This window comes from Paenibacillus vandeheii, assembly GCF_030433635.1.
In the GTDB taxonomy this organism is placed as follows: domain Bacteria; phylum Bacillota; class Bacilli; order Paenibacillales; family Paenibacillaceae; genus Paenibacillus; species Paenibacillus vandeheii.
Genome location: NZ_JAROCD010000006.1, coordinates 242,219 through 265,404, shown reverse-complemented (window position 1 = coordinate 265,404; position 23,186 = coordinate 242,219). Strand labels below are relative to the sequence as shown.

Sequence of the window (23,186 nt, the reverse complement as noted above, 5' to 3'; positions counted from 1 at the left end):
TATCTTCATGAAAAAAGAGTATCCGCCGCCATGCCTGAACATGAGCGAGGATACTCTTTGTTTACTCAACCTTTTTTTTACTTGGATGCATCCAACTTCAATGCGGTTACCATCTTGCGGAATACATCCGTATTATCGAGATAACCGGTAAACAGACGAGCCCCGGGTCCCGAGGCATTGATTGGCACATCGTCGAATGTGTGTACTTCCTGGCCTTCATCATGAGGCAGGTTACCCGTATAGTGCACACCGTCCGGGTCCTTATCCGGGTTGGCGATATACCAGGATTTGTCCTTCACGTTAGGGTCTTGAATAGTGGGACTAATTGGCACCGGATTGGCAAGATAATCCTCATTGTTGTCCGGCATATTGCCCCAGCCTACAGCAATTTTCCACTCCGAGTCCGGGTTGTCCGGGAAGCCATCACCGTCTTCATCCACATACGTCGGAAATTTGGAATCCGCATATGTGCCGATCAATTCACGGAGTTCGTCACCAGATTTTCCTTTGGCGGCTTCCGTGTTATACGTTCCGTTAAGCGTAAGGGAATGACCGTGGTCTGATGTAACGATAATGAGCGTATCCGGATGTTCCTTTGCGTAGGCCTTAACACGACCGACCGTTTGATCGAATTCAATCGCATCCCATATCGAGCGTTCAAAATCCATGGTGTGAGCCTGTTTATCAATGGATGCTCCTTCGACCATCAGGAAAAACCCGTTTTTATTCTGCTCCAGCACCTGAAGGGCAGTGTCGGTCATTTCCATCAACGTTGGCTGATCCGTATCCTTGCCCACAATTTCTGCGTTGTTAGGCTTAGTATATTCCCGGTCATAATATACGTTCATGTTGCCTTTGCGGAATAAGCCAAGCAATGATTTGGTAGAGCCAGACTTGTCCAAATTCGTTGCATCTGTAACGTAGGTATATCCTTCTTTTTTGAACTCCTCCACAATATTACGTCCATCTTTGCGTTTTCCACCATCATTCGCTGGAAGGAACCATTCCAGTCCACCACCCAGAATAACATCCGGTCGGTTGGCTTCATTCAGATACATGCTGGCGATCGCTTCTTGTTCCCCGCGCTTACGCGTATGTACGGCCATCGCTGCCGGTGTGGCATCCGTAACATCCGCAGTCGTTACAAGGCCGGTAGCCATGCCGCGTGTCCGTTTGACCAACTCAACGATGTTTTCCACCTTTGGGTCGTCAAAAGGATCTGGCGTATTGTCCGGGTAGACACCCTCGGCATTGACAGCCGTTTTGTGACCGGTTGCATAAGCGGAAGCACTATTGGCTGAATCGGTGACGATGGAATCCATACCTGACGTGGTGACCATACCCATGGTATCCATCTGTTCCATCTCCAGCCAGCCATTGAATTTGCCTTCGTGAATGCCCTTGGATACCACGCGAGCAGCGGTGCGAATATTAGCGCTCATGCCATCACCAATCATCAGAACGACATTTTTGGCCTGCTCACCGTTTGTCAGTGTGGCTGTGTCTTTGGAAGGATCGAACACTTGGTATACGACCCGTGAATATGTACGCTTGCCTGTAGCAGTCGTTTCGGCGGTTACCACGATGGAATCGCTCTCTTTAAAGGTAACCTCCCGAATGGTGTACTCTGTGCTCAGATCGTTACTGCTTGTCCATGTACCGGACTTACCGAAGTATTTGTCAGGTGACAAACCATTAATCTGGATTTTGATATCTCCGGATTTCAGCTTGGCCCCATTCAACTCAACCCGGAAATCCAGCTTTTGTCCTGCCAGAATCTGAGCACGGTCAATAGGCAGAATGATAAATGCGGCAGGTGCCGTCTGTTGTTGCGTGGAGAGGGGTTCCGCATGGACTTGCCAAGGCACTGCTGTAATTGCGACAGCTGCACTAAGCAGCAGCGCGTTCCATTTCATTGCATGATTAATTTTCAATGTGCATACCTCCGAAATCAAATTGTTGTTCTAATTGGAAGTATATAGCTGAATGATCATCTGAGCGTAAGAGAAAGGTTAAACCATAAGCAAGAAGATGCATATGTTTGTTAGTAAAACGTAAAAAAAACTGCGCATTCGGTACATTTGTTAACGAAATAGCCCGTAAGTATCATTTCGTTGTCATAGGACACGGTTTGACTGTGTAGTGTAGAATTATATAATAAAAGAAGCATATCCTTGTTATTCGACAGAAGAAGGTGGAGGTGAACGCATTGGGAAGTTGAAACTGCATATGAGCGGCAGAATGGCAAATATCCTACATTTTCGAAGGAGGTGGACCTATTTGCCGAAGAATGACGGCGAATAGGATGATAATTTGAGTGACCCCTTACCGAGTATATTAAATTTATTTTTAATTGCTTTGCTTGTATTGATGAATGGTTTCTTTGTCTCGGCAGAATTCGCGATGGTCAAAGTTCGTGGCAGCCGGATTGAAGCTTTGGTGGAAACAGGCAATAAAAACGCGATGTATGCTTCCAATATTGTACGCAACCTGGATGCTTACCTATCCGCTTGCCAATTGGGCATAACGCTTGCTTCACTTGGACTCGGGTGGCTGGGAGAGCCGGCGATTGCTCACCTGTTAGAGCCCATGTTTACTGCATTTGGAATGGGTCCGGTATACGTACACGGAATTTCCATTGCGATTGCTTTTGTTATTATTACAATTTTGCATATTGTACTCGGGGAACTTGCTCCCAAGACGATGGCAATCCGCAAATCAGAGACGATCACGTTATGGTCTGCGGCGCTGCTTACGTTCTTTTACAAATTAATGTATCCCTTTATATGGGCATTGAATGGTATGGCGAACAGCCTGCTGAGAGTGTTTCGCATGGCACCGGCCTCGGAACATGACTCGGCGCATAGTGAAGATGAAATACGCATTCTCATGAAAGAAAGCAATAAGAGCGGTTTAATTGACAATACTGAATTGGCGCTTGTTGATAATATATTTGATTTTACGGCAACAACCGCCCGTGAAATTATGATTCCGCGGACGGAAATGATCTGTCTGAATGCCAATCAGTCCATGCTTGAAAACTTGGAAATCGCCAGTGAAAGCATGCGTACCCGTTATCCGGTATATAACGGTGACAAAGACCATATTATCGGTTTTATTCACATTAAAGACCTGATGCGGTCGCAGCTTACAGATACCATCTCGGTGATTCGACCGATTCTAGCGGTACCCGATTCTACCCCGATCAGTGACCTGCTCAAGCGGATGCAGCGCAGCAAGACACAGATTGCCATCCTGATTGATGAGTACGGAGGAACCTCCGGCCTTGTGACGCTGGAAGATATCATGGAAGAGATCGTGGGCGAGATTCAGGACGAATTTGACCAAGAGCGTCCTTCCATTGAGAAAGTGGATGAGATGGAGTACTCCATTGACGGCCTTATGCTGATTGAAGAGGTTAGTGAGCGCTTTGGGCTGGATATGGACCGGGCGGATTATGATACAATTGGCGGCTGGTTATACTCCAGAGTAGAGGCCATCCCTCCAGAAGTGGGGCAGTCGGTAGAGTATGGCGGATATGTCTTTGTTATTCAAGAGACCGAGCATAAACGGATTTCACGTGTGAATGTGATTAAGCTGGATCTGATGGTTGAAGGCGAAGGAGCCTAATCAAGGTATCATTTTTGGGTGACAGGAGATTCCGATCTATAGAGAAGCCGTACGGTGGATGATTTCACTGTGCGGCTTTTGTTTCGCCCTTTAATCGTAGCATGCACGGCTGCAAACAGGGTATAATGGAACGACTTTGCAAGATAGGAGAGGTTAAGATTGAGCTATCGCATTGAGGTTGGATTTACGCCTGTATTTGAATTCATGGCCAGCTTGCATACATATATTTGCCGGAAATCACATAAAAAAATGGATTTATCTATAGCCTGGGCGCAAGAAACAGAAGGGCAGCTAAGTTCGGAGCTTGCTGACATTTTGCAAGATATGAAAGTGGATGATGATTGGAAATGGATGTATCTGCTAGTCTGTTTGAGAATGGAAGATGAGGAGCCAGAGGATTTTATTAAATGGTTCAGTAAGCAAACCGTGCCAGAGCTACATGACATTTTTGCCCGTTACAGTTTCCCGTATACGGATGATATCGATGCTTTCCAGACTCGAATGACCTATGTGTTAACAGAGTGGAATGAGCAATATTTTCGCTTTCTTGATCCAGCGGTCTTACAGCATTTGAGACAAGAGGTGCTGAACCGCAAGGAGCAATTGCGACAAGCTCCTCAGGAGAATGTATTGGACGAAGCAACCAATGGTTTGATGTTTCGGGATATGAAGGGGCTAGAAACATTGCTGTTGGTGCCGCAATTTCATTTTCAGCCGCTAAATGTCATTCTGCATTTTGGGGATACCCTGTTGTGTCATTATTCCGCCAGATTGTATACGGGAGACGACGAGTATATCCCGACCCATCATTTGCGTGTGATTCGCAGCCTGGGAGAGAAAAATAGACTGAAAATCATGCGTTTTCTGCATCAGGGACCGCGTTCGTTCATAGAAATTGTTCGTCACTTGAAGCTCTCCAAAGGAATTACTCATGACCATCTTTCCAAGCTTCGTGGAGCTGGACTTGTCTATGCGCATTTTGAAGGAGAGAGCCTGGTTGAGTATTCACTTCGTCTTCATGCACTGGAACAAATTTTACCGAATGTCATGAATTATCTGGAGCAATAACGTTTATCAAAATGTGGTTTTTAGAAAAAAATATCCCTCCGATACAGCCGTATGTTTGTTGTGGCCGAACTGAAATTTATTCAGGAAATCCGCGCAAAACATACGGCTATTTTATCGCTTTAAAGTGGATATTAATGGGTTTAATATAAATATTTTTTTGTGGTTCTCTATTTACAGAACCGAATACGATTCTTATAATAGGGCTTATCGAACTTATACCTTACTAATTTCATAGGAATTATATATATTCTGGATTATTTCGGGAATTAGGAATGGCTGAGCGAGAAAAATATGGATTATTTATGAGTTGGGGAGGATTTTATGAGAATGAAGGGTTTATCCGTGGCATCATTAATCATCAGTAGTGCGATTGTGTTATCTGCATGTGCAGGAGGTGGGGGAGCAGAGACCACTTCTTCTGGAACCGGAACAACGAATTCGGCCACACAAGCGACTCCAGTTGCAGCAGCACTGGATACACCATTTCAGGCGACGGATCTGAATCAATTACCTGAGACGGCAAAAAAGAGAACCGATACGATTATTGTGGGACTTACGGATCCCAGTGGGGCTTTCACACCATACTTCCATCAGAGCGGTTATGATGGCAACGTTGCTTCATTGCTTTTTGCTTCGCTTGTGACCGTAGATGAGAAAGGATTGCCGGTTCCCGATCTCGCTGAAAGCTGGGATGTGTCCGAGGATCAGCGTACATACACGTTTCATCTTAGAAAAGGTTCCAAGTTCAGTGACGGTTCACCGCTCACCGCAGATGATGTCGCTTTTACATGGACCATTCTGCATGATAAGTCTTATGACGGGGGATTTGATATTTTCTCGACCAAGGTTAAAGGTGGCAAAGCGTATACGGAAGGAAAAGCAGATCACATTGAGGGTATTCAAGTCGTTGATCCGTTAACGATCTCGGTCACACTGGAAAAGCCTAACGCTACTGCTTTACTTATATTGGGCTCTGAAGTGTTGTCCAAAGCCTACTACGGCAAAGATTATCAATTCGGGAAGCTCGAGTACATTAAAAATCTTCATGCAACACCTGTAGGCAATGGCCCTTACAAACTTGAAAAGTTCATCCCTGGTCAGGAAGTTCGATTCGTTGCTAACGAGTTCTACTACAAGGGAAAACCAAAGACCGAGCATTTCATATATAAAACATCGGAAGGAGATACCTGGCAGTTTATTGAGACCGGAGAGATCGACTTCACTTCGTTCACGGCTACCCAGGAGAATGTTGATAAGCTGAAAAATATCCCATATCTTAACCTTCTGCCTTACACACCAAGTACATACGGATATTTACAGCTCAATCTGGAACATGAACAGCTTCAGGAAAAAGAGGTGCGGCAAGCCCTCACATATGGCCTGGACCGTCAGTCCATCTATGTGGACGCCAACCAGGGCGCAGGTGCTGTTGCCAACATCCCGACTTCGCCTATTTCCTGGTCTTATACGGAAGAGGGCATTAATCCATACGCCTACGACCCGGACAAAGCGAATCAATTGCTGGATGGTGCAGGCTGGGCACCTGGAGCCGATGGTATCCGTGAGAAGAACGGGAAGAAGCTGTCCCTTCATTTCCTCGGAACCAAAAGTCCGGCCACGGATATCTTCATAGCTGTAGCCAAAGAAAATTTCGAAGCGATTGGCGTGCAGTTCCAGCCTGAAGTGTTTGCCGATTTCAACTCGCTTGTTTCCAAAGTGGAGGGCGGCGATTATGATGTGGCTTCCTTCTCCACAGCGATGCTAACGGATCCTTCGGACGGAGTGATGCAATTTGTGGATGGTGAGCTTAAAGGATACGACAATCCCAAAGTGAAAGAATTGTATAACAAAGGTCTGGCTACGACAGACATAGAGGAACGCAAGGCGGTATACAAAGAGCTGTATCAGCTGCTCAATGATGAGCTGCCTGTCATCTTCACCAGTTACAAAAAGACAGTCTATGCCTATAACGGTCGGATCGATGGGCTCTCTGTCAGTCCATACCGCGGGATTGCAACCAGCTTGCCGGAATGGTCTCTGAAATAAGCGGTGGCATAGATCCAAAAACATAAATACCGAAATAAACAAACGTCCCTTGTGTTTGCGATGTCGCAGATGCAGGGGACGCATTGATAAGGAGCCTGATATGAGCACTTACATTGTGAAACGGATGACATACATGGTTCTTATTTTGCTGGCCGCCTCCGTTCTGATTTTCAGCCTGTATGCACTTACTCCCGGAGACTACATCTCCAGCAACATTAAGCTGAGTCCAGAACGCAAGGCCGAGCTGCGCGAATTGTATGGACTGGACAAGCCAGTGATCGAACGGTATCTCATCTGGATGAAAAATGCTTTACACGGGGACTTTGGATATTCATTGGCACAACAGAAGCCCGTGCTCGCGCTGTTTAACGAGTATATCTGGAATTCATTCCTGCTGGCTGCGGTGACCACGTTTCTGACCTGGTTCATTGCGGTTATTATCGGCGTGATTGCTGCTTACAAGCAGTACTCGTGGTTCGACACTTTCGTGATGATAGGCATATTTGCTGCGATGTCCGTGCCATCTTTCTTTATCGGATTGTTTTTGATTAAGCTGTTGGCGGTTGACTTAAAATGGTTGCCTCCAGGCGGCATGATGACCACAGGAAGTAATGCCACCGGTCTGGCTTATGTCAAAGAGGTGATTCAGCACATGACCCTGCCTGTAATTGTCATGACCCTGCTCGGGGTAGGCTCGCTTACCCGTTACTTCCGCAGTAACATGATTGATGTTATCAAGCAGGATTATATTCGAACAGCACGAGCCAAAGGTTTAAAAGAAAGCAAAGTGTTATACACCCATGCCTTGCGCAACGCTCTTTTGCCTGCGATTACACTGATTGGATTCGAGCTGCCGTCCTTATTCGGCGGATCACTGATTATTGAGAAAATATTCAGTTGGCCCGGGATCGGCCAGTTATATATGCAGTCCTTCTCACTGCGGGATTATCCGCTGCTGATGGGCTTTACCATGTTTATCGCCATCCTGACCGTCATTGGAACGCTGCTGTCTGATGTGCTCTATCACATCGCAGATCCGCGTGTCCGTTTGCAATAGGGGGGTATGAAAATGACAACCTCCTCATCGTCTGTAACGAGAAGTTCCGCAGATGCAGCCTTACCTTTACAGGTTCCTGCCAAGTCTTCTTTATGGAAATTGTCGATGCGAAGACTACTCAAAAACAAGCTTGCTGTTGGCGGACTTATCGTGGTTCTGCTGATGTTTGTGGCTTGTTTCATCGGACCGCTGTTCTCACCTTATACCGATAACAAGATAAATATGGCAGCGATGAAACAAGGTCCAGGCATTCATCACTGGCTTGGTACGGATGCACTCGGCAGGGATGTGCTGACCCGTGTGCTGATGGCTGGTCGTATTTCGCTCACCGTTGGTCTGGCCTCCATGGTTCTATCGGTATTTATCGGTTCCTTGCTTGGAGCCATCGCCGGATATTATCGCGGCATTGTAGATCAGGTCATTATGCGGATTGCCGACTTGCTGCTAACGATTCCGGGACTGCCGCTGCTGTTCATTTTCGGCGCTCTGCTATCGGATTGGAAGGTTCCGCCGGATTCCCGAATGTATATCGTCATGCTGATGCTAAGCTTTGTTAACTGGCCCGGTATGGCCCGAATGGTACGAGGTCAGATGTTAAGCTTGCGGGAACGGGAATTCATGCAGGCTGCTGTTGTTCTGGGCTTGCGTGACCGACGCAAACTGTTTCATCATCTTTTGCCCAATATCGTACCTCTTCTCATCGTCATGGCTACCCTGAATATCGGAGGGTCCATTCTCAGCGAGTCGGTACTCAGCTTTTTTGGACTGGGTGTCATGCCGCCAACGCCTACATGGGGCAATATGATCGATGCCGCCAACAACATGATTGATTTTCAGCAGCATCCGTGGTTATGGATTCCGCCAGGGCTGTCCATTTTCGTGACCGTTATTGCGATTAACATTTTTGGTGATGGTCTTCGAGACGTATTAGATCCCAAACAGAAGAGAAGGTGAGCACTTCCCATGCAAAACATGATTGAAATTGAACAACTTGAAACTCATTTTTATTCGGAAGAGGGCAATGTTAAAGCGGTGGATGGTGTAAGTCTGAATGTACGCGAAGGGGAGACGGTGTGTATTGTTGGTGAATCGGGCTGTGGCAAAAGTGTAACCGCCATGTCGATCATGGGATTGATTGAAGAACCGGCAGGCAAGGTGGTAGGCGGTGCAATCCGTTTTGGTGGACGGGATCTGCTCCGTGAAAGTAAATCCTCACTGCGTGCCATCCGGGGCAACGACATCTCAATGATTTTCCAGGAACCAATGTCCTCGCTGAATCCCGTCCTGAAAATCGGTGAGCAACTGATGGAACCGCTGATTGTACACTTGAAAATGAGCAAAAAGCAGGCTCGCGCCAGAGCAGTTGAGCTGATCGCCGAAGTGGGTATTTCACGCCCGGAACAGATTGCGAACAGTTATCCGCATGAGCTGAGTGGAGGCATGTTACAGCGCATTATGATTGCTATTGCCATCTCATGTAACCCGAAACTTTTAATCGCGGATGAACCAACCACCGCACTGGATGTGACCATTCAAGCACAGATACTGGATATGTTACAGCATATTAAATCCCAGTCAGGAACCTCCATTCTGATGATTACGCATGACCTTGGAGTTGTAGCGGAAATGGCGGATTACGTCGTTGTGATGTATGCGGGCAAAGTGGTGGAAGAAGGGGAAGTTGTGCAATTGTTTGAGTCTCCCAAACATCCATATACCCAGGGATTGCTTCGCTCCAAGCCCATTATTAATCAAAGGCAGGATGAATTGTATTCTATACCCGGCCATGTACCTGATCCATTATCTTTAAAGGAATCATGCCATTTTGCTGATCGTTGTGAACACTGTATGTCAATATGCACTACGCAAATGCCGACGCTGAAACAGCTTGGACCCGGACAGAAAGCTGCATGCTGGCTGTATGAGGAGGCTTTGAGCCATGTCTGAGCCCTTATTGGAAATTGAACATCTCAAAACCTATTTCCCGGTGCGCAAAGGTCTATTAAATCGTACAGTAGCTCATGTGAAAGCGGTCGATGATATCAGCATCACGATCCATGAAGGCGAGACATTTGGATTAGTCGGTGAATCCGGTAGTGGCAAGAGCACCGTTGGAAGAACGATCGTGCGTTTAACAGAGAAAACGGAGGGACAGATTCGATTTCAAGGTGTAGACTTGCACCAGTTGTCCATGCAGGAAGTGCGGAAGATCCGTCCGCAGCTTCAGCTTATTTTCCAGGACCCCTACAGTTCACTGAATCCACGCATACGCATTGGTGATGCGATCGGGGAGGCCGTACTGGATCACGGGTTAGCCACAGCAAGTGAGGTGCGTGATTTGGTCAAAGAGGTACTCGCAGCCTGCGGGTTGTCATCTTATCATATTGATCGCTTTCCTCATGAGTTCTCTGGAGGACAGCGCCAGCGGATTGGGATTGCCCGAGCCTTGATCTTAAATCCGAAACTGATCATCGCAGATGAACCGGTATCTGCACTGGACGTATCTATTCAGGCCCAGATTATCAACCTGTTCAGACGACTTCAGCAAGAGCGCGGCCTTGCTTACTTATTTATTTCGCATGATCTGAGTGTGGTGGAACATCTGTGTGACCGCATCGGAGTGATGTATCTGGGCTCGATGGTCGAGACGGCTTCCAGAGATGAATTGTTCGGCAATCCATTGCATCCGTATACGAAAGCCTTACTATCAGCTGTACCCGTACCAATTCCCAAATTGAAACGGGAACGAATCGTGCTCAAAGGTGATATTCCCAGCCCGGTGAATCCGCCAGCTGGCTGCAAGTTCCATACACGTTGTCCATGGGTAGAAGATGTTTGCAAGCAGCAGGTTCCTCCGTATCGAAACGTAGGTGCCGATCACTTTGTAGCCTGTCATTTGGTCTGATTCATCGTTATCGTTATTTTGATGAGGACCTAACAAATGGAGACGATTCACGTGAAAATCAATTCATATAGACGTTATCAAGTGGATACGGAATGGAATTATTTAGGTTTCATCCATTCTGTAAGTATTCACCTAAAGATGCATTAAAGAACCAAAAGACGCTGCCAACATGAATGTCGGAGCGTCTTTTATTTTTTTGAAACCTTCAAACCCCTTCATCCGTTTAATATTTACACAAAAACAAAATTTGGAAGTGAAAGGTGGATACATATGCGAAAAATGAGAATAACATCCATGCTGAAAGTTATGATTGTTGCAGCACTATCAGCACCTATGGTCCTTGCCATACCAACCACCACCGGGGTAGCTGTCGCCAGTCCAAGTATCAAACCTCACGCACTTACTCCACCACCACCGCCCTTGGAACCAAGTATTAATACACTGTCTTCTCCAAAATATATCTATCAGGCAGTGGGGACTGTTACACCTGGAGGCGGGTTGACTGCGATTGTTAATACAACGACAACGACCTTCTCGGAAATGAAATCACTGCAAGTCGATTATCGACTTGAACGCTGGACGGGATCAGCCTGGATACTTTTTCAATCCGGTTCCAAGAAGAAAACACAAACTCAGTCCCTCAATGCCCAATCGAGCTGGACCGTTATAACCGGATATTACTATCGAGTCGTCAGTCTTCACACGGCCGATGACGGGGTCAAACCTGAGACAACAACACATATTTCAAGCAACGTGTTATTTTAATTTATTTTTGGGTACTGCCCGGAAATTTTTGTTCCTGCAGGTCATTGGCAATAGCAGTCATTTCCTCTTCCGAGACGGTTCCGAATAAGCTCATGTTTACAGAACCCATCATCCATTGAAAGGTATTATAGGGGGGCCCGAGGTACATAAAAGCATCGCTGCCATCTGCCAATTTGACGATACTTGTTTCGCGTAGCATGGGCCCCTCAATGACCTGACCCGGCAAAACATAGGCATAATCAAACTGAATGATTTCTTCTTCACCATTTTTGCCTACACCAGTATAACGAACTCTCATGCGTTCAGATTCATAATAATCTTCCGGATTTACGGGATTGAGGGTGTCCAGCATAAGTTCATATTTAATCTTTGTAAACCGCTCGGGTATGGCTTTTGACAGCAAAAAGTCACCCTTAAAACCTGAGCGTGCGATATCCTTTGTTACTACAATAGGTTCAAGCAAGTGTGACTCCTCATAGAAGGGGAGTACAATCTCATCTTCTGGTATGTCTCCGGAATAGAATCTGGGAGCTTCATTGATTCCCCGTTCAGGAGGCGGGGGGGTCTTGGCTGTAGATGGATCAGCACCCAACTGAGTCGTACGATCTTCGATAACAATGGATTTTACGCCATTACCCCACTCCTTAACTGATTGAACAAAGGGGGAAACAGCTTGTGTCCCGGAAGGCAGACTGAAGATGACGGCGCCGATGGTCACGGACGCAGCCACAATGATAGATAATCGTACGGTGCGCATTCTTTTCTTGCGCGCGCCAATTCGGGCGATTTCCTTTTGAACTTGGAGCCAGGATTGACGCATGGGTTCGGTGTTGGAAACAGTCGGGGTGGCAGATACAGCCTGATGGAAGGCTTCTTCAAAAGCCAAATCAAACGCGGCATCGAAAAAATCGTCTTCCAGCTCTGAATCGAATGAATCAATATGCTTATCGGACTTGCCTTTGCTCAATACTTCCACCCCATTCCTTATGTAATTTCTTCTTGATACTTCCGCGGGCTCTGAACAAACGTTGCTTCACAATTTCTTCGGATGTATCAAGCAGATCGGCCATTTCCCTATAGGAAAGACCTTCTTTCCAGCGCAGCTCTACGAGAACACGATATTCCGGCTTAAGCTGTTCCAGATAGAACTCGATGGATTCCTGCATCATTTGAGTTTCCACCGTGCTCTCCACAGAAGCTGCCGTCTGATTAATTGTCTCCATATCTATAAAAACACTATCCGTATCGAGTTGGTTACGGTTATTTTTATTTTTTCTCAGATAATTAATGGCGGTATTCCGTGTGACAACCTTCAGCCAAGCTTTCAGTTTGACTTCGTTGTCGAAGATCGGTTTGTTTTTAATGATTTTGATAAAAGCTTCCTGGATGATATCTTCTGCTGCTGCACGTTCTTTGATGATGTAAACGATGAGACCATGAACCATATTATAGTATTCGTAGTACACTTCTTCTTGAAGCTGAGGGCCCAAATTATGGAAATCCGAGGCTAAGAGTAATTGGAGCCGATTGGCCATGATGTTCTCCTTTCTGGTGAACAATCCACAAACATTGGTATCATTTCATTTTACAACATTATATGGAAGCGATACAATGGGAGGTTAGTCCGACAGAAGAAGAAAAAATATACCAAAAATAGAGAGAGGCTGCTCTACTAACCAATAAATCCTGGTTAGAAGGGCAGCCTCTATGTGTTATCTAATAATCGTAGTAGAACAGAAATGGCTTAGAAAGCCCAGTCGCCGTTCAGGAAGATGGCTTCACGCTCACCATTTGCCGTTATCCCGTAAATGTTCGTTTCCGGTGAACCCATCATGAAGTCCACGTGTGTAATGCTGGAGTTCATGCCGCGAGCTGCCAGCTCTTCAGTAGACATGGTCTTACCGCCATCGATATTGAAGGCATAGGAGCTGCCGATCGCGAGGTGACATGAAGCATTTTCATCATACAGCGTTGTGTAATAGAGAATACCACTTTCCGAGATTGGAGAATGGAAGGGCACCAAAGCGACCTCGCCGAGATAATGCGAGCCTTCATCCATATGGATGAGTCTTTCTAGTGTATCCTGACCTTCTTCGGCGTGGAAATCAATGATGCGTCCATTCTCAAACGTAAGGGAGAAGCGATCAATTATGCTTCCGCCGTAACTAAGGGGTTTGGTGCTGGAAACTGTGCCGTTCACTCCATATTTGGCTGGCGCAGTGAACACTTCCTCTGTCGGAATATTGGCCACAAAACGGGTACCTTGTTCGTTAATACTTCCCGCCTGCGCCCAAATGTGCCCTTCAGGAAGCTCAACGGTAAGATCCGTTCCCGGTGAGACAAAATGCAGAGCTTTATATTTTTTGCTGTTCAGGGCAACTGCTTTGTGCTCCAAACGTTCAATATGCTGCTCCCAAGCTGCAATAGGATCTTCCAGATCGGCTCTTACAGCGGCAAAAATGGCTTCCCAGAGCTGTTTCATCTGCTCGGCAGGGGGAAGATCAGGAAAGACTTTTGCGGCCCAATCCAGTGAAGGACAGGCCACTCCTGTCCAGCTCATTTTGTCGGCCTGTTGATACTGACGGTATTTGGACATAGCCTGACCATATGTACGCTGGTGGGTGGAAATACGCTCCGGATCGATGCCTTTCAAGAGGTCGGGGCCGGATGACAAAACGGTCAAGAACGCAGCATCGTTCGCGGCCAGCTCCTCAAGTTCAGCGGCATGCCATTTCGGCGGGTCTTGGAACGAATCCTCGGGCGCCATTTCAAACCGCAGCCGATTGACTGTTTCGTCTCCATACTTGACGATGACTTTCTTTGCTCCGGCCTCGTAACCTTTGCGTACCAACAAACGCACGAATTCAGCTGTATCAATCATGGCGCTGATGACAAAGATTTGTCCGGGTTGAACATTAGCGCCTACTTTTACGGCCAGTTCAGCATAACGATCCAGTTTTTGTTCAAAACTCAACATAGGTTCCTCCATATCATGAATGACCCGCATACGCAGGAAAAGAGAGGAGTGATCCTCTCTCTCAATTCACCGTTTATTTAATTGTACTGTTTAAATTAGAAAGCCCAATTTCCATGCAAGAAGATTGGCTCTTCGTTACCCTCGGAAGTGACACCGTGAATATTCATTTCTCCAGATCCAATCATGAAATCCACATGAGTGAGACTAGAGTTCATGCCATGATTGATCAATTCTTCCTTGGACATCGTTTTGCCGCCTTCCAGACAGAAGGCATATGCGTTACCGATTGCCAAGTGGTTGGATGCATTTTCATCAAAAAGGGTGTTGTAGAACAAAATATTAGTATCGGAAATCGGCGATTGATGTGGAACAAGAGCTACTTCGCCCAGATAATGCGCGCCTTCATCCATTTCAATCAAGCTTTTCAGTGAATCAAGTCCCTGTTCAGCAGTATAATCGACAATCCGGCCATTCTCGAACGTGAGGGAGAAGCCATCGATCAGGTTGCCGCCATAGCTCAATGGCTTGGTGCTGCGAACGGTGCCATTCACTCCGGTTTTCAGTGGAGCGGTGAACACTTCCTCTGTAGGCATATTGGCGACGAACACATGTCCTTGCTCATTGATGCTGCCACCGGATACCCACAGATGGCCTTCAGGAAGCTCAATGGTTAGGTCAGTGCCAGGGGCAGTATAGTGAAGCTTTTTGTATTTTTTCTCATTGAGCAGATCGGCGCGGGAGTCCAGATTCAGCAAATGTGTTTTCCATTCGGCGACAGCATCCTGCTCACCAATACGAACGGTTTTGAAGATAACATCCCACAATTTATCGATTTGCTGCTCTGCCGGAAGATCAGGGAATACTTTGGCGGCCCATTCAGGGGAAGGAACTGCCACAATGGACCAGCTGAATTTGTCTGCCATCTGATAGGATCGATATTTCTCCAGCGCTTTACCGCGAACTTTCTGAGTCGTCACGATCCGCTCCTGAGGAACACCCGCAAGCAGGTCCGGATTTTCTGCGATAACGTGCAGAATGGCGGCACCTTCTTCTACGAGTTCAGTCATTTCACCTGCAAACCATTTTGGTTCAATGGAGAAGGATTCCTCTGGTGCAAGATCATAGTGAAGACGTGTGATGACTTCATCGCTCCAGTTCACTTTGACCAGCTTGGCACCTGTGCCATAAGCGGCTTTGACGATCAGGCGCACAAAATGTGCTGCCGAGATTGGTGCGTTCACGACGAGAGTCTGCCCAGGGTGGACATTCACACCGACTTTGACAGCCAGTTCGGCATATTGTTGTAAATTCGTTTCGAAATTGTTCATGCTATTTTTTTTCCTCCCGTTTGGTATAATGTCGTAGCTGTTTGTTATTATAGTCCTCATTACAGGTATGTAAGGAGTCAGATGGTTCCTTCATTGAATAAGGTATACGTTGCTACGATATATATTGTACAATTAACCAATAATAATTACCAAACTAGGTTTACCATAAATTGTGGAGACCTGCAACAGATGAGAGTTTAAAGGAGAGAACGATTGTGAATATTGAGATTATTCGTGCAGAGATGCGTCGTGAGGATGAGAAGAATTTTGTAGGGAATACGGTTTTTCGGGCGGAAGGCGAAAAGTCAGTTTATGAAATTACGTTCATGAGCAAGAACGGCAAGGATTGGGATTATAGTCTGCATTTCACCGAACAATCCGGTGATGAAGAGGAGTTGCTGCGTATGGACGAGTTGTTGGAAAACGATGACGATATGTACAATCAATTGCTTGATGCAGCACTGGAAGCATATCCGGCGTAATTTGTCCGTGATATTCTTGTTCTATTGTGGAATGTAACTGATTATACTAGACGGTGTATGCCTGAAACAGGGTGTCCACCGTCTATTTTATTGAAAAGAAGGAATAGATGCTCCAGAAAAGGGAAGTCTACGACAGATGAATAGAACCAGAGAGACAATCCGCCTGAATGGGAGGTAACCGTGAATGGCATCTGACAATTTGATTACAGCAGGAATGACGGGACTTGAAGAAGTCGGGCACGATATCCTCAGTCTGCGTACACTGTTCGTTAATGTTGTGTTCATCGGTGAGCCGGGAAGCAGGAACTGGGTGCTCGTGGACACTGGAATGGCGAGTTTCACGGATCAGATCCTTCATGTGGCATCAGAGCGTTTTCCAGGTCCGCCGTCAGCCATCATTTTGACGCATGGTCACTTTGATCACGTGGGGACCGTCATTGAACTGGAACAATTCTGGGGTGTTCCGGTGTATGCACACCCGCTGGAACTGCCTTATTTAACAGGTGCAAAGGATTATCCTCCTGCCGATCCTTCTGTAGGTGGCGGTTTAATGGCACGATTGTCATTCGTGTATCCCAATGAAGCGATTAACCTGGATGATCGGATATTCAGTCTGCCGGAAGACCATACAATCCCAGGTGTCTCTGGATGGGAATGGCTGCATACACCCGGTCATACACCGGGACATATCTCACTATTTCGGAAAGAAGACCGTATCCTGATTGCAGGAGACGCAATTGTCACCGTGAAACAGGAATCGCTCTGGAGTGTGCTGCTTCAGGACAAACAGTTGCACGGTCCACCCGCATATTTCACGACGGATTGGCAAGCGGCCCACCGATCGGTTCAGCATATTCGAAGATTGGAGCCAATCGTTGCCGTTACCGGGCATGGGCATTCCTTAACCGGAGAAATGCTGAAGGATTCGCTGGAGAGACTCGATCTGGATTTCGAACAGACCGCCGTTCCGGATCACGGCAAATATGTGGATTAATAAAGCCGATGCCATACATGTCATTCCAATGGAATCCGGAATGATTGCATTATGGCAGCATAAACGGATAGAGACAGCCACGGAGCTCGTAGCTGTCTTTTTTGTCATTCCATTATGAATTTGTTCTCTATCATAGATTGGTATTTTGTCCGCGGGCATGATATAGTCGAGCCGTATAATATAACCTTAGTATGCAGGAGGTACATATAACGATGACACAGCAAAATGCAGCTTTCGAAGAACAATTTGGAGGTATACCTGCCGTCTGGCTTCGCTTTAATCAATTCGAAGCGGCTGTCATTCCGAGCGTGGGTGCTAACCTTGTCGCGTTTCGTGATACAGAGCAAGGATTCCGGTATTTGCGTGAGCCAGACCTGGAACGTATGGACGAGTTTATGGCTGCACCTGCTGTATACGGAATTCCGATTCTTTCCCCACCCAATCGTTATGAGGATGGTCGCTTCCCCTGGAATGGTAAAGTCTATCAACTACCTATAAACGAACCGGCTACAGGCAACCATTTACACGGATTCCTGCATAATGCCGAGTGGAAGGTGGAGGGCTATGGATCTGACGAGTTGGAGAGTTATGTTCTGCTTAGTCAGGAAGTAAAGGATGGACATGAGTTCTACAAATACTTGCCATTCACCTTCACTGTGACGCTCCGTTACTCACTGAGCAGCCTGGGACTTCAGCAGCAATTAAATGTCCGCAATAACGGAAAGGAACGTATGCCGAATTTGTTCGCATTCCATACAGCCATTAGCGTGCCTTTTGCACCGGAAAGCCAAGCATCCGATTACACGGCCAAAGTAACGATTGGTCAGCGTCGTGAATTGAATGAACGTTCTTTGCCTACGGGACAATTTCAACCGCTTACACCGGAGGAAGAGCAATTAAAGGGTGAAGGCGTTAGTCCGTTTTTTGCAGCCATGGACAACCACTACACGGCACAACCGCAGAATGGGCGTAACTATATGGAGCTTACCGATCATCGTACCGGTGACAAGCTGGTGTACGATGTAGGGACGTCCTACAAGCACTGGATGATCTGGAATAACAACATGGCTGGTGACTTCTTCTGCCCTGAGCCACAGATGAACCTGGTTAATGCTCCGAATGTACAAGGCATTCCTGCTGAAGAGATCGGTCTTATCGGTCTTGAGCCGGGTGAATTATTCGAACAAACCAGTCGTCTGTATCCAATCAAGCCGTAAAAATAAACGTTCGCACATTTTGCGGCACGCTTACATTTTTGTCGAAAAGGTGAAAATTGGACAGGCAATCATGTATAATATGACAAGATACACAAGCTTTGCTCATAAAGAGCATTTTGCATAAATCCCAAAGATGACTTTGGAATCAACAGATGCAAGATGCGATGAAGAAAAGAATGTATACGTATTGTTGTAGAGACCAAAACCATCTTTTTGGAGGAGGAAAAGCAAGTGGAATACCGCATTGAGAGAGATACGTTAGGTGAAATGAAAGTACCAGCCGACAGGCTGTGGGGAGCTCAAACGCAGCGCAGCAAGGAGAACTTTCCGATTGGTCGCGAGCATATGCCGATGGAAGTCGTACGTGCTCTGGCCATTTTGAAAAAAAGCGCTGCTGCAAGTAACCATAAATTAGGTAAATTATCCGCTGCCAAATCGGATGCTATCGCTTATGCAGCTGACGAAATTATTGCAGGACGGATTGATGATCATTTCCCGCTCGTGGTGTGGCAGACGGGTAGTGGAACGCAGTCCAACATGAACGTAAACGAAGTCATTGCCAATCTGGGCAATCAGTTGCTTGAACAGAAGGGCAAGGAAGAACGTCTGCATCCGAATGATGATGTGAACATGTCCCAGAGCTCTAATGATACATTCCCAACGGCTCTGCATGTTGCAGGTGTACTTGCTGTTGAAGATCAGCTTTTGCCGGCAATTGCAGTGCTGAAAGCCACTTTTGCAGACAAATCGGAAAAATTCAAAGACATTATCAAAATTGGACGTACCCATCTTCAGGATGCAACGCCAATTACACTCGGTCAGGAGATCAGCGGCTGGGAAGCGATGCTGGACAAGAGTGAACGCATGATTCGTGATAGTGTTAATTATATGAAAGAACTCGCCATTGGTGGTACTGCTGTGGGAACCGGAATTAATGCACATCCTGACTTTGGTGATTATACAGCCAAGGAAATTGGCAAACATACCGGCAAGGATTTTGTATCAGCACCAAACAAATTCCACGCGCTTACAAGTCATGATGAAGTGGTCTACGCTCACGGTGCAGTTAAAGCGCTTGCAGCTGACTTGATGAAAATTGCCAATGATGTTCGCTGGCTGGCTAGTGGCCCACGCAGTGGTTTGGGAGAGATTCGCATTCCGGAGAACGAACCGGGCAGTTCCATTATGCCAGGTAAAGTGAATCCGACCCAGAGCGAAGCGATGACCATGGTGGTTACGCAAGTAATGGGGAATGATGCGGCGATTGGCTTCGCGGCAAGTCAGGGGAACTTTGAGTTGAATGTGTTCAAACCGGTTATTATCTATAACTTTCTGCAATCTGTTCAGCTTCTTGCTGATTCTATTGTGGCGTTCAACGATAAATGTGCGGTGGGCATTGAGCCTAACCTCGGTCAGATTGAACACAATCTGAATAATTCGCTTATGCTGGTTACTGCGCTTAATCCGCATATCGGTTATGAGAATGCAGCCAAAATTGCCAAGCTTGCACACAAGGAAGGACTGTCTCTGAAAGAAGCAACATTGCAGACAGGTCTGCTTACGGAAGAGCAATTCGATCAGTATGTTGATCCGGCGAAGATGATTGCCCCGAAAGCCTAATCAAACCTTATTTAGTGAACTTCATTCGAATAATCAAGCGACCTGCATCCGCAGGTCGTTTTTCTCGCTCGGAGGTTCGTGAACTAATGCTTGTCAGTCTATACGTATACATATAAACTACATATGCAACTATTTTTTTAATCGAGCGGAATTGTTTATTATTGGAGGTTTCTGCGTTGTCGAAAAAGAGAAGATTTACGATACGCTCCAAAATCGTTTTGGGCTATCTCGTGGTGGTGCTGTTGTTTGGGGCTGTTTTGATGATTCTGTCCGCCCAAATTAATGCCTCGCAGAAGGAAATTGATTTTATCACTCACCACGACTTAGAAGTGCATAACCTGACCAACGCAATTGAGAAAAATGTTCTGAATATGGAAACAGGACAACGGGGATTCATGCTTACTGGTGAAGAAAGTTATTTGGAGCCATACACGCAAGCAATGACCCAGTGGAATTCCAATTATATCGAACTTTATGAGCTGGTTAGCGATAACCCATCCCAGCAGAAGAGTCTGGAGAGCATCAAAACACATATTAACCGCTGGATCGATGTTGCCGGAGCAGCCTCGGTAGCCCTGAAAAAACAAGGGAATCAGGAGAAAGTCATTGAATTTTTCCAGTCCGATCCAGGGAAAAGCGAAATTGATTTGTTGAGGTCTCAGTTCCAAACCTTCCGCAACACGGAAATGGGCCTGACAGAAATTCGGGTAAGCGAGCTTGCAGAGCGAAGTTCCACACTGCTGACGATAATGTATACTTTATGGGCTGTCGTCGCCGGACTATCTGTTGCTGCAGCTCTGGTGATTTCGGGCAATATTGTGAAGACCCTGCGTGAAGTCAAACAAACCATCAGCGATATATCTCAAGGTGGCAATCTTACACAGCGTATTGTTGTGCGAACACATGATGAAGTCGGTGATTTGGGTCAAGAAACGAATTTATTGCTGGACACAGTACAGGAACAGAATCGGCTTAAGGATCGCGTTGCGAGCATAGCTACACTCCTTCAGAATCCAACAAGTCTGGAGGGACTGTCACGGTTGTTCCTCAACCAGGTTGCGATTCTGCTGGAAGCTCCTTATGGCGTGTTATATGCGATGAAAGAGAATCGTCTCATTCGTGTGGCTGCGTATGCAGCAGATGGAGAGAAAGAGCGTTCCCTCGGTAAAGTATCCATTGCACAGGGTGAGGGATTAGTGGGGCAGAGTGCGATTGAGAAGCGAGTTTTGCAGATGAACGACTTGCCGCAAAATTATATTCGCATCTCTTCGGGACTTGGTGATGCTTCAGCAGCATCACTCACGGTAGCGCCAGTTGTATTTGAAGGTAAAACGATAGCTGTAATTGAACTTGCTTCCATGAAGCCAATCGAACCAAAGGAAACAAAGCTGCTAACCGAACTGATCGAAATCTTCGGAGTGTCGCTTCATTCCACCGTCACACGGATGGAATTACAGCATTTGTATGATGAGTCGCAGGTACTGAATGAAGAATTGCAGACACAATCGGAGCAGCTTCAGGCACAGACCGAAGAGATGAAGTCTCAGACGGAAGAGTTACATATGCAGACAGAAGAACTGCACATGCTGAACGAGCGTTTGGAATTGCAAAAAGATGCGGCTGAGACCTCTGCCAGCGAACTTGCAGAAGTAGCTGATCAGCTGCGGACAAGTTCTGGTTACAAGTCTGAGTTTCTGGCGAATATGTCACATGAACTGCGTACTCCGCTGAACAGTATGCTGATTTTGTCTGAGATTTTGGCTGAGAACAAGCATCAGCATTTAAATAGTGAAGAACAAAAATATGCTTCAGTGATCCATGCGTCTGGCAAGGATCTGCTCAACCTGATTAACGACATTCTCGACCTTTCCAAGGTGGAAGCCGGGGAGATGGAAGTGGATTTTGATGATGTTTATCTTGAAAGCCTGCCCGAAGTGATAAATCAATATTTCCTGAAAACGGCGGAGCAAAAAGGAATTGATTTCCGGATTCAGCTTCAAGGCCCTTTGCCGGAAACAATTGTTTCCGACGAGATGCGGTTACATCAGATTTTGCGGAATTTGCTCTCCAATGCATTCAAATTCACCAATGAAGGTGAAGTGGCCTTAACGATCTCCAGAGTGAGTCTGCCCAATCCTGAAGAAAACGGGGAAGAGGCGGGAGTCATTGCCTTCTCGGTTAGTGATACCGGAATTGGCATTTCTGAAGACAAATTGTTGCAGATCTTTGATGCGTTCAAGCAGGCAGATGGAGCCACAGCCCGAAAATACGGCGGAACCGGACTAGGACTGTCGATCTCTCAATCCCTTGCCAATCTGCTGGGTGGATCCATCTCGGCAACAAGCCGCGAGGGACAAGGGAGTATCTTTACCTTATTTCTCCCGCTTAGAAGGGAAGATCCTGAGGTTATGCAGTCGTCCAGATTGTTCTTGAACCAGGTTGCTGCTACTTCTACTCCCGAAATAAACATAACTTTAGGAATGAATTCAACAAATGTCGAGATGCTGCTGACTCCGCTGGAAGAATCATTGCTGAATGGCCGCCAAGTTCTTGTTGTCGATGATGATATTCGAAATGTATATGCCTTGGCGAATGCTCTTGAACAGTATAACATGAAGGTGATTACAGCTCAGAATGGCTACGAGTGTCTGGAGATGTTAGAGAGCGGAGAAGCGAAGCCGGATATTATCATGATGGACATCATGATGCCAGAGCTGGATGGTTATGAAACCACTCGCCAGATCCGGGAGAGATTAAATCTCAAGCAGCTCCCTATTATTGCTCTGACTGCCAAAGCCATGAAAGAGGATCGCGATAAATGTATTGCGGCAGGAGCCTCGGATTATCTTAGTAAACCGCTGAATATGAAAGAGGTACTGTCCCGGATGAAACTGTGGTTGAGTCATGAAACATTGGAAATCTGACCTTTCGTTTGGGAATTCAACATGTATCAACTCTAAAATAAAACCTATGCCAGTTGCGCAACGATTGCTGCAATTGTGTCATAGGTTTTATTTTTTTTCATGTAAGCTATTCAATAGAAAATGATGTTATAATACTTAACAACAATCAAGACGATATTCAAAAGTTTGGGGAC

At 46.3% G+C, this 23,186-nt stretch carries 19 protein-coding genes; 14 read left to right on the top strand and 5 right to left on the bottom strand.

Annotated features, from left to right (window positions below; translation table 11 throughout):
• Positions 1 to 77: 77 nt before the first annotated feature.
• Positions 78 to 1,934 carry an alkaline phosphatase gene (locus P5G61_RS13760; protein WP_293017137.1) on the bottom strand — a complete coding sequence of 619 codons (1,857 nt, stop codon included), beginning with the start codon at positions 1,932 to 1,934 and terminating at the stop codon, positions 78 to 80.
• Between the two features lie 379 nt (positions 1,935 to 2,313).
• Here P5G61_RS13760 and P5G61_RS13755 point away from each other — a divergent pair, with 379 nt between their 5' ends.
• From P5G61_RS13755 to P5G61_RS13720, 8 genes are all read left to right on the top strand, one after another.
• Positions 2,314 to 3,630 carry a hemolysin family protein gene (locus P5G61_RS13755; protein WP_094939715.1) on the top strand — a complete coding sequence of 439 codons (1,317 nt, stop codon included), beginning with the start codon at positions 2,314 to 2,316 and terminating at the stop codon, positions 3,628 to 3,630.
• Positions 3,631 to 3,789: 159 nt separating this feature from the next.
• Positions 3,790 to 4,698: an ArsR/SmtB family transcription factor gene (locus tag P5G61_RS13750; RefSeq protein WP_301247061.1), complete on the top strand. Its 909-nt coding sequence runs from the start codon at positions 3,790 to 3,792 to the stop codon at positions 4,696 to 4,698.
• Positions 4,699 to 5,019: 321 nt separating this feature from the next.
• Entirely contained in the window at positions 5,020 to 6,744 is a 1,725-nt protein-coding gene (locus P5G61_RS13745) for an ABC transporter substrate-binding protein (RefSeq protein ID WP_301247060.1), read from the top strand.
• Positions 6,745 to 6,844: 100 nt separating this feature from the next.
• Positions 6,845 to 7,801: an ABC transporter permease gene (locus tag P5G61_RS13740; RefSeq protein ID WP_024632030.1), complete on the top strand. Its 957-nt coding sequence runs from the start codon at positions 6,845 to 6,847 to the stop codon at positions 7,799 to 7,801.
• Positions 7,802 to 7,813: 12 nt separating this feature from the next.
• Positions 7,814 to 8,755 carry an oligopeptide ABC transporter permease gene (opp4C, locus tag P5G61_RS13735; RefSeq protein ID WP_024632029.1) on the top strand — a complete coding sequence of 314 codons (942 nt, stop codon included), beginning with the start codon at positions 7,814 to 7,816 and terminating at the stop codon, positions 8,753 to 8,755.
• Between the two features lie 9 nt (positions 8,756 to 8,764).
• Positions 8,765 to 9,748: an ABC transporter ATP-binding protein gene (locus tag P5G61_RS13730; protein ID WP_024632028.1), complete on the top strand. Its 984-nt coding sequence runs from the start codon at positions 8,765 to 8,767 to the stop codon at positions 9,746 to 9,748.
• On the top strand, positions 9,741 to 10,706 hold the full coding sequence (locus P5G61_RS13725; RefSeq protein ID WP_301247059.1) for an ABC transporter ATP-binding protein: 966 nt from the start codon (positions 9,741 to 9,743) through the stop codon (positions 10,704 to 10,706). The genes P5G61_RS13730 and P5G61_RS13725 overlap by 8 nt, the downstream gene beginning before the upstream one ends.
• A 270-nt stretch (positions 10,707 to 10,976) precedes the next feature.
• Complete coding sequence (locus tag P5G61_RS13720) at positions 10,977 to 11,471, top strand: hypothetical protein (protein WP_301247058.1); 495 nt, start codon at positions 10,977 to 10,979, stop codon at positions 11,469 to 11,471.
• 1 nt (position 11,472) lies between these two features.
• Here the strand turns inward: P5G61_RS13720 and P5G61_RS13715 are convergent, their stop codons facing one another.
• The 4 genes from P5G61_RS13715 to P5G61_RS13700 form a co-directional block, all read right to left on the bottom strand.
• Positions 11,473 to 12,438, bottom strand: coding sequence for a hypothetical protein (locus P5G61_RS13715; RefSeq protein WP_301247057.1), 966 nt, complete (start codon positions 12,436 to 12,438; stop codon positions 11,473 to 11,475).
• Positions 12,416 to 13,006, bottom strand: a complete 591-nt coding sequence (locus P5G61_RS13710) for an RNA polymerase sigma factor (RefSeq protein ID WP_024632024.1) — start codon at positions 13,004 to 13,006, stop codon at positions 12,416 to 12,418. Before P5G61_RS13710 ends, P5G61_RS13715 begins: the two co-directional genes overlap by 23 nt.
• 209 nt (positions 13,007 to 13,215) lie before the next feature.
• Positions 13,216 to 14,448, bottom strand: a complete 1,233-nt coding sequence (locus tag P5G61_RS13705; protein WP_301247056.1) for an aminopeptidase — start codon at positions 14,446 to 14,448, stop codon at positions 13,216 to 13,218.
• Positions 14,449 to 14,543: 95 nt separating this feature from the next.
• Positions 14,544 to 15,776 carry an aminopeptidase gene (locus tag P5G61_RS13700; protein WP_301247055.1) on the bottom strand — a complete coding sequence of 411 codons (1,233 nt, stop codon included), beginning with the start codon at positions 15,774 to 15,776 and terminating at the stop codon, positions 14,544 to 14,546.
• A 215-nt stretch (positions 15,777 to 15,991) separates the two neighbouring features.
• On the opposite strand from P5G61_RS13700, the gene P5G61_RS13695 reads away from it, so the two are divergent.
• The 6 genes from P5G61_RS13695 (at position 15,992) to P5G61_RS13670 (ending at position 23,013) form a co-directional block, all read left to right on the top strand.
• Complete coding sequence (locus P5G61_RS13695) at positions 15,992 to 16,258, top strand: hypothetical protein (RefSeq protein WP_024632021.1); 267 nt, start codon at positions 15,992 to 15,994, stop codon at positions 16,256 to 16,258.
• Between the two features lie 184 nt (positions 16,259 to 16,442).
• Positions 16,443 to 17,252, top strand: coding sequence for an MBL fold metallo-hydrolase (locus tag P5G61_RS13690; RefSeq protein WP_301247054.1), 810 nt, complete (start codon positions 16,443 to 16,445; stop codon positions 17,250 to 17,252).
• The gene (locus P5G61_RS13685) at positions 17,242 to 17,370 is read left to right on the top strand and encodes a hypothetical protein (protein WP_301247053.1); all 129 of its coding nucleotides are present in this window, start codon (positions 17,242 to 17,244) and stop codon (positions 17,368 to 17,370) included. Before P5G61_RS13690 ends, P5G61_RS13685 begins: the two co-directional genes overlap by 11 nt.
• A 94-nt stretch (positions 17,371 to 17,464) precedes the next feature.
• Positions 17,465 to 18,469 (top strand): aldose 1-epimerase, encoded by a 1,005-nt coding sequence (locus P5G61_RS13680; RefSeq protein ID WP_301247052.1) that lies wholly within the window; start codon positions 17,465 to 17,467, stop codon positions 18,467 to 18,469.
• Between the two features lie 231 nt (positions 18,470 to 18,700).
• Entirely contained in the window at positions 18,701 to 20,089 is a 1,389-nt protein-coding gene (fumC, locus tag P5G61_RS13675; protein ID WP_024632018.1) for a class II fumarate hydratase, read from the top strand.
• A gap of 176 nt (positions 20,090 to 20,265) precedes the next feature.
• Positions 20,266 to 23,013 carry a CHASE3 domain-containing protein gene (locus P5G61_RS13670; RefSeq protein WP_301247051.1) on the top strand — a complete coding sequence of 916 codons (2,748 nt, stop codon included), beginning with the start codon at positions 20,266 to 20,268 and terminating at the stop codon, positions 23,011 to 23,013.
• The last annotated feature ends 173 nt before the right edge of the window (positions 23,014 to 23,186 follow it).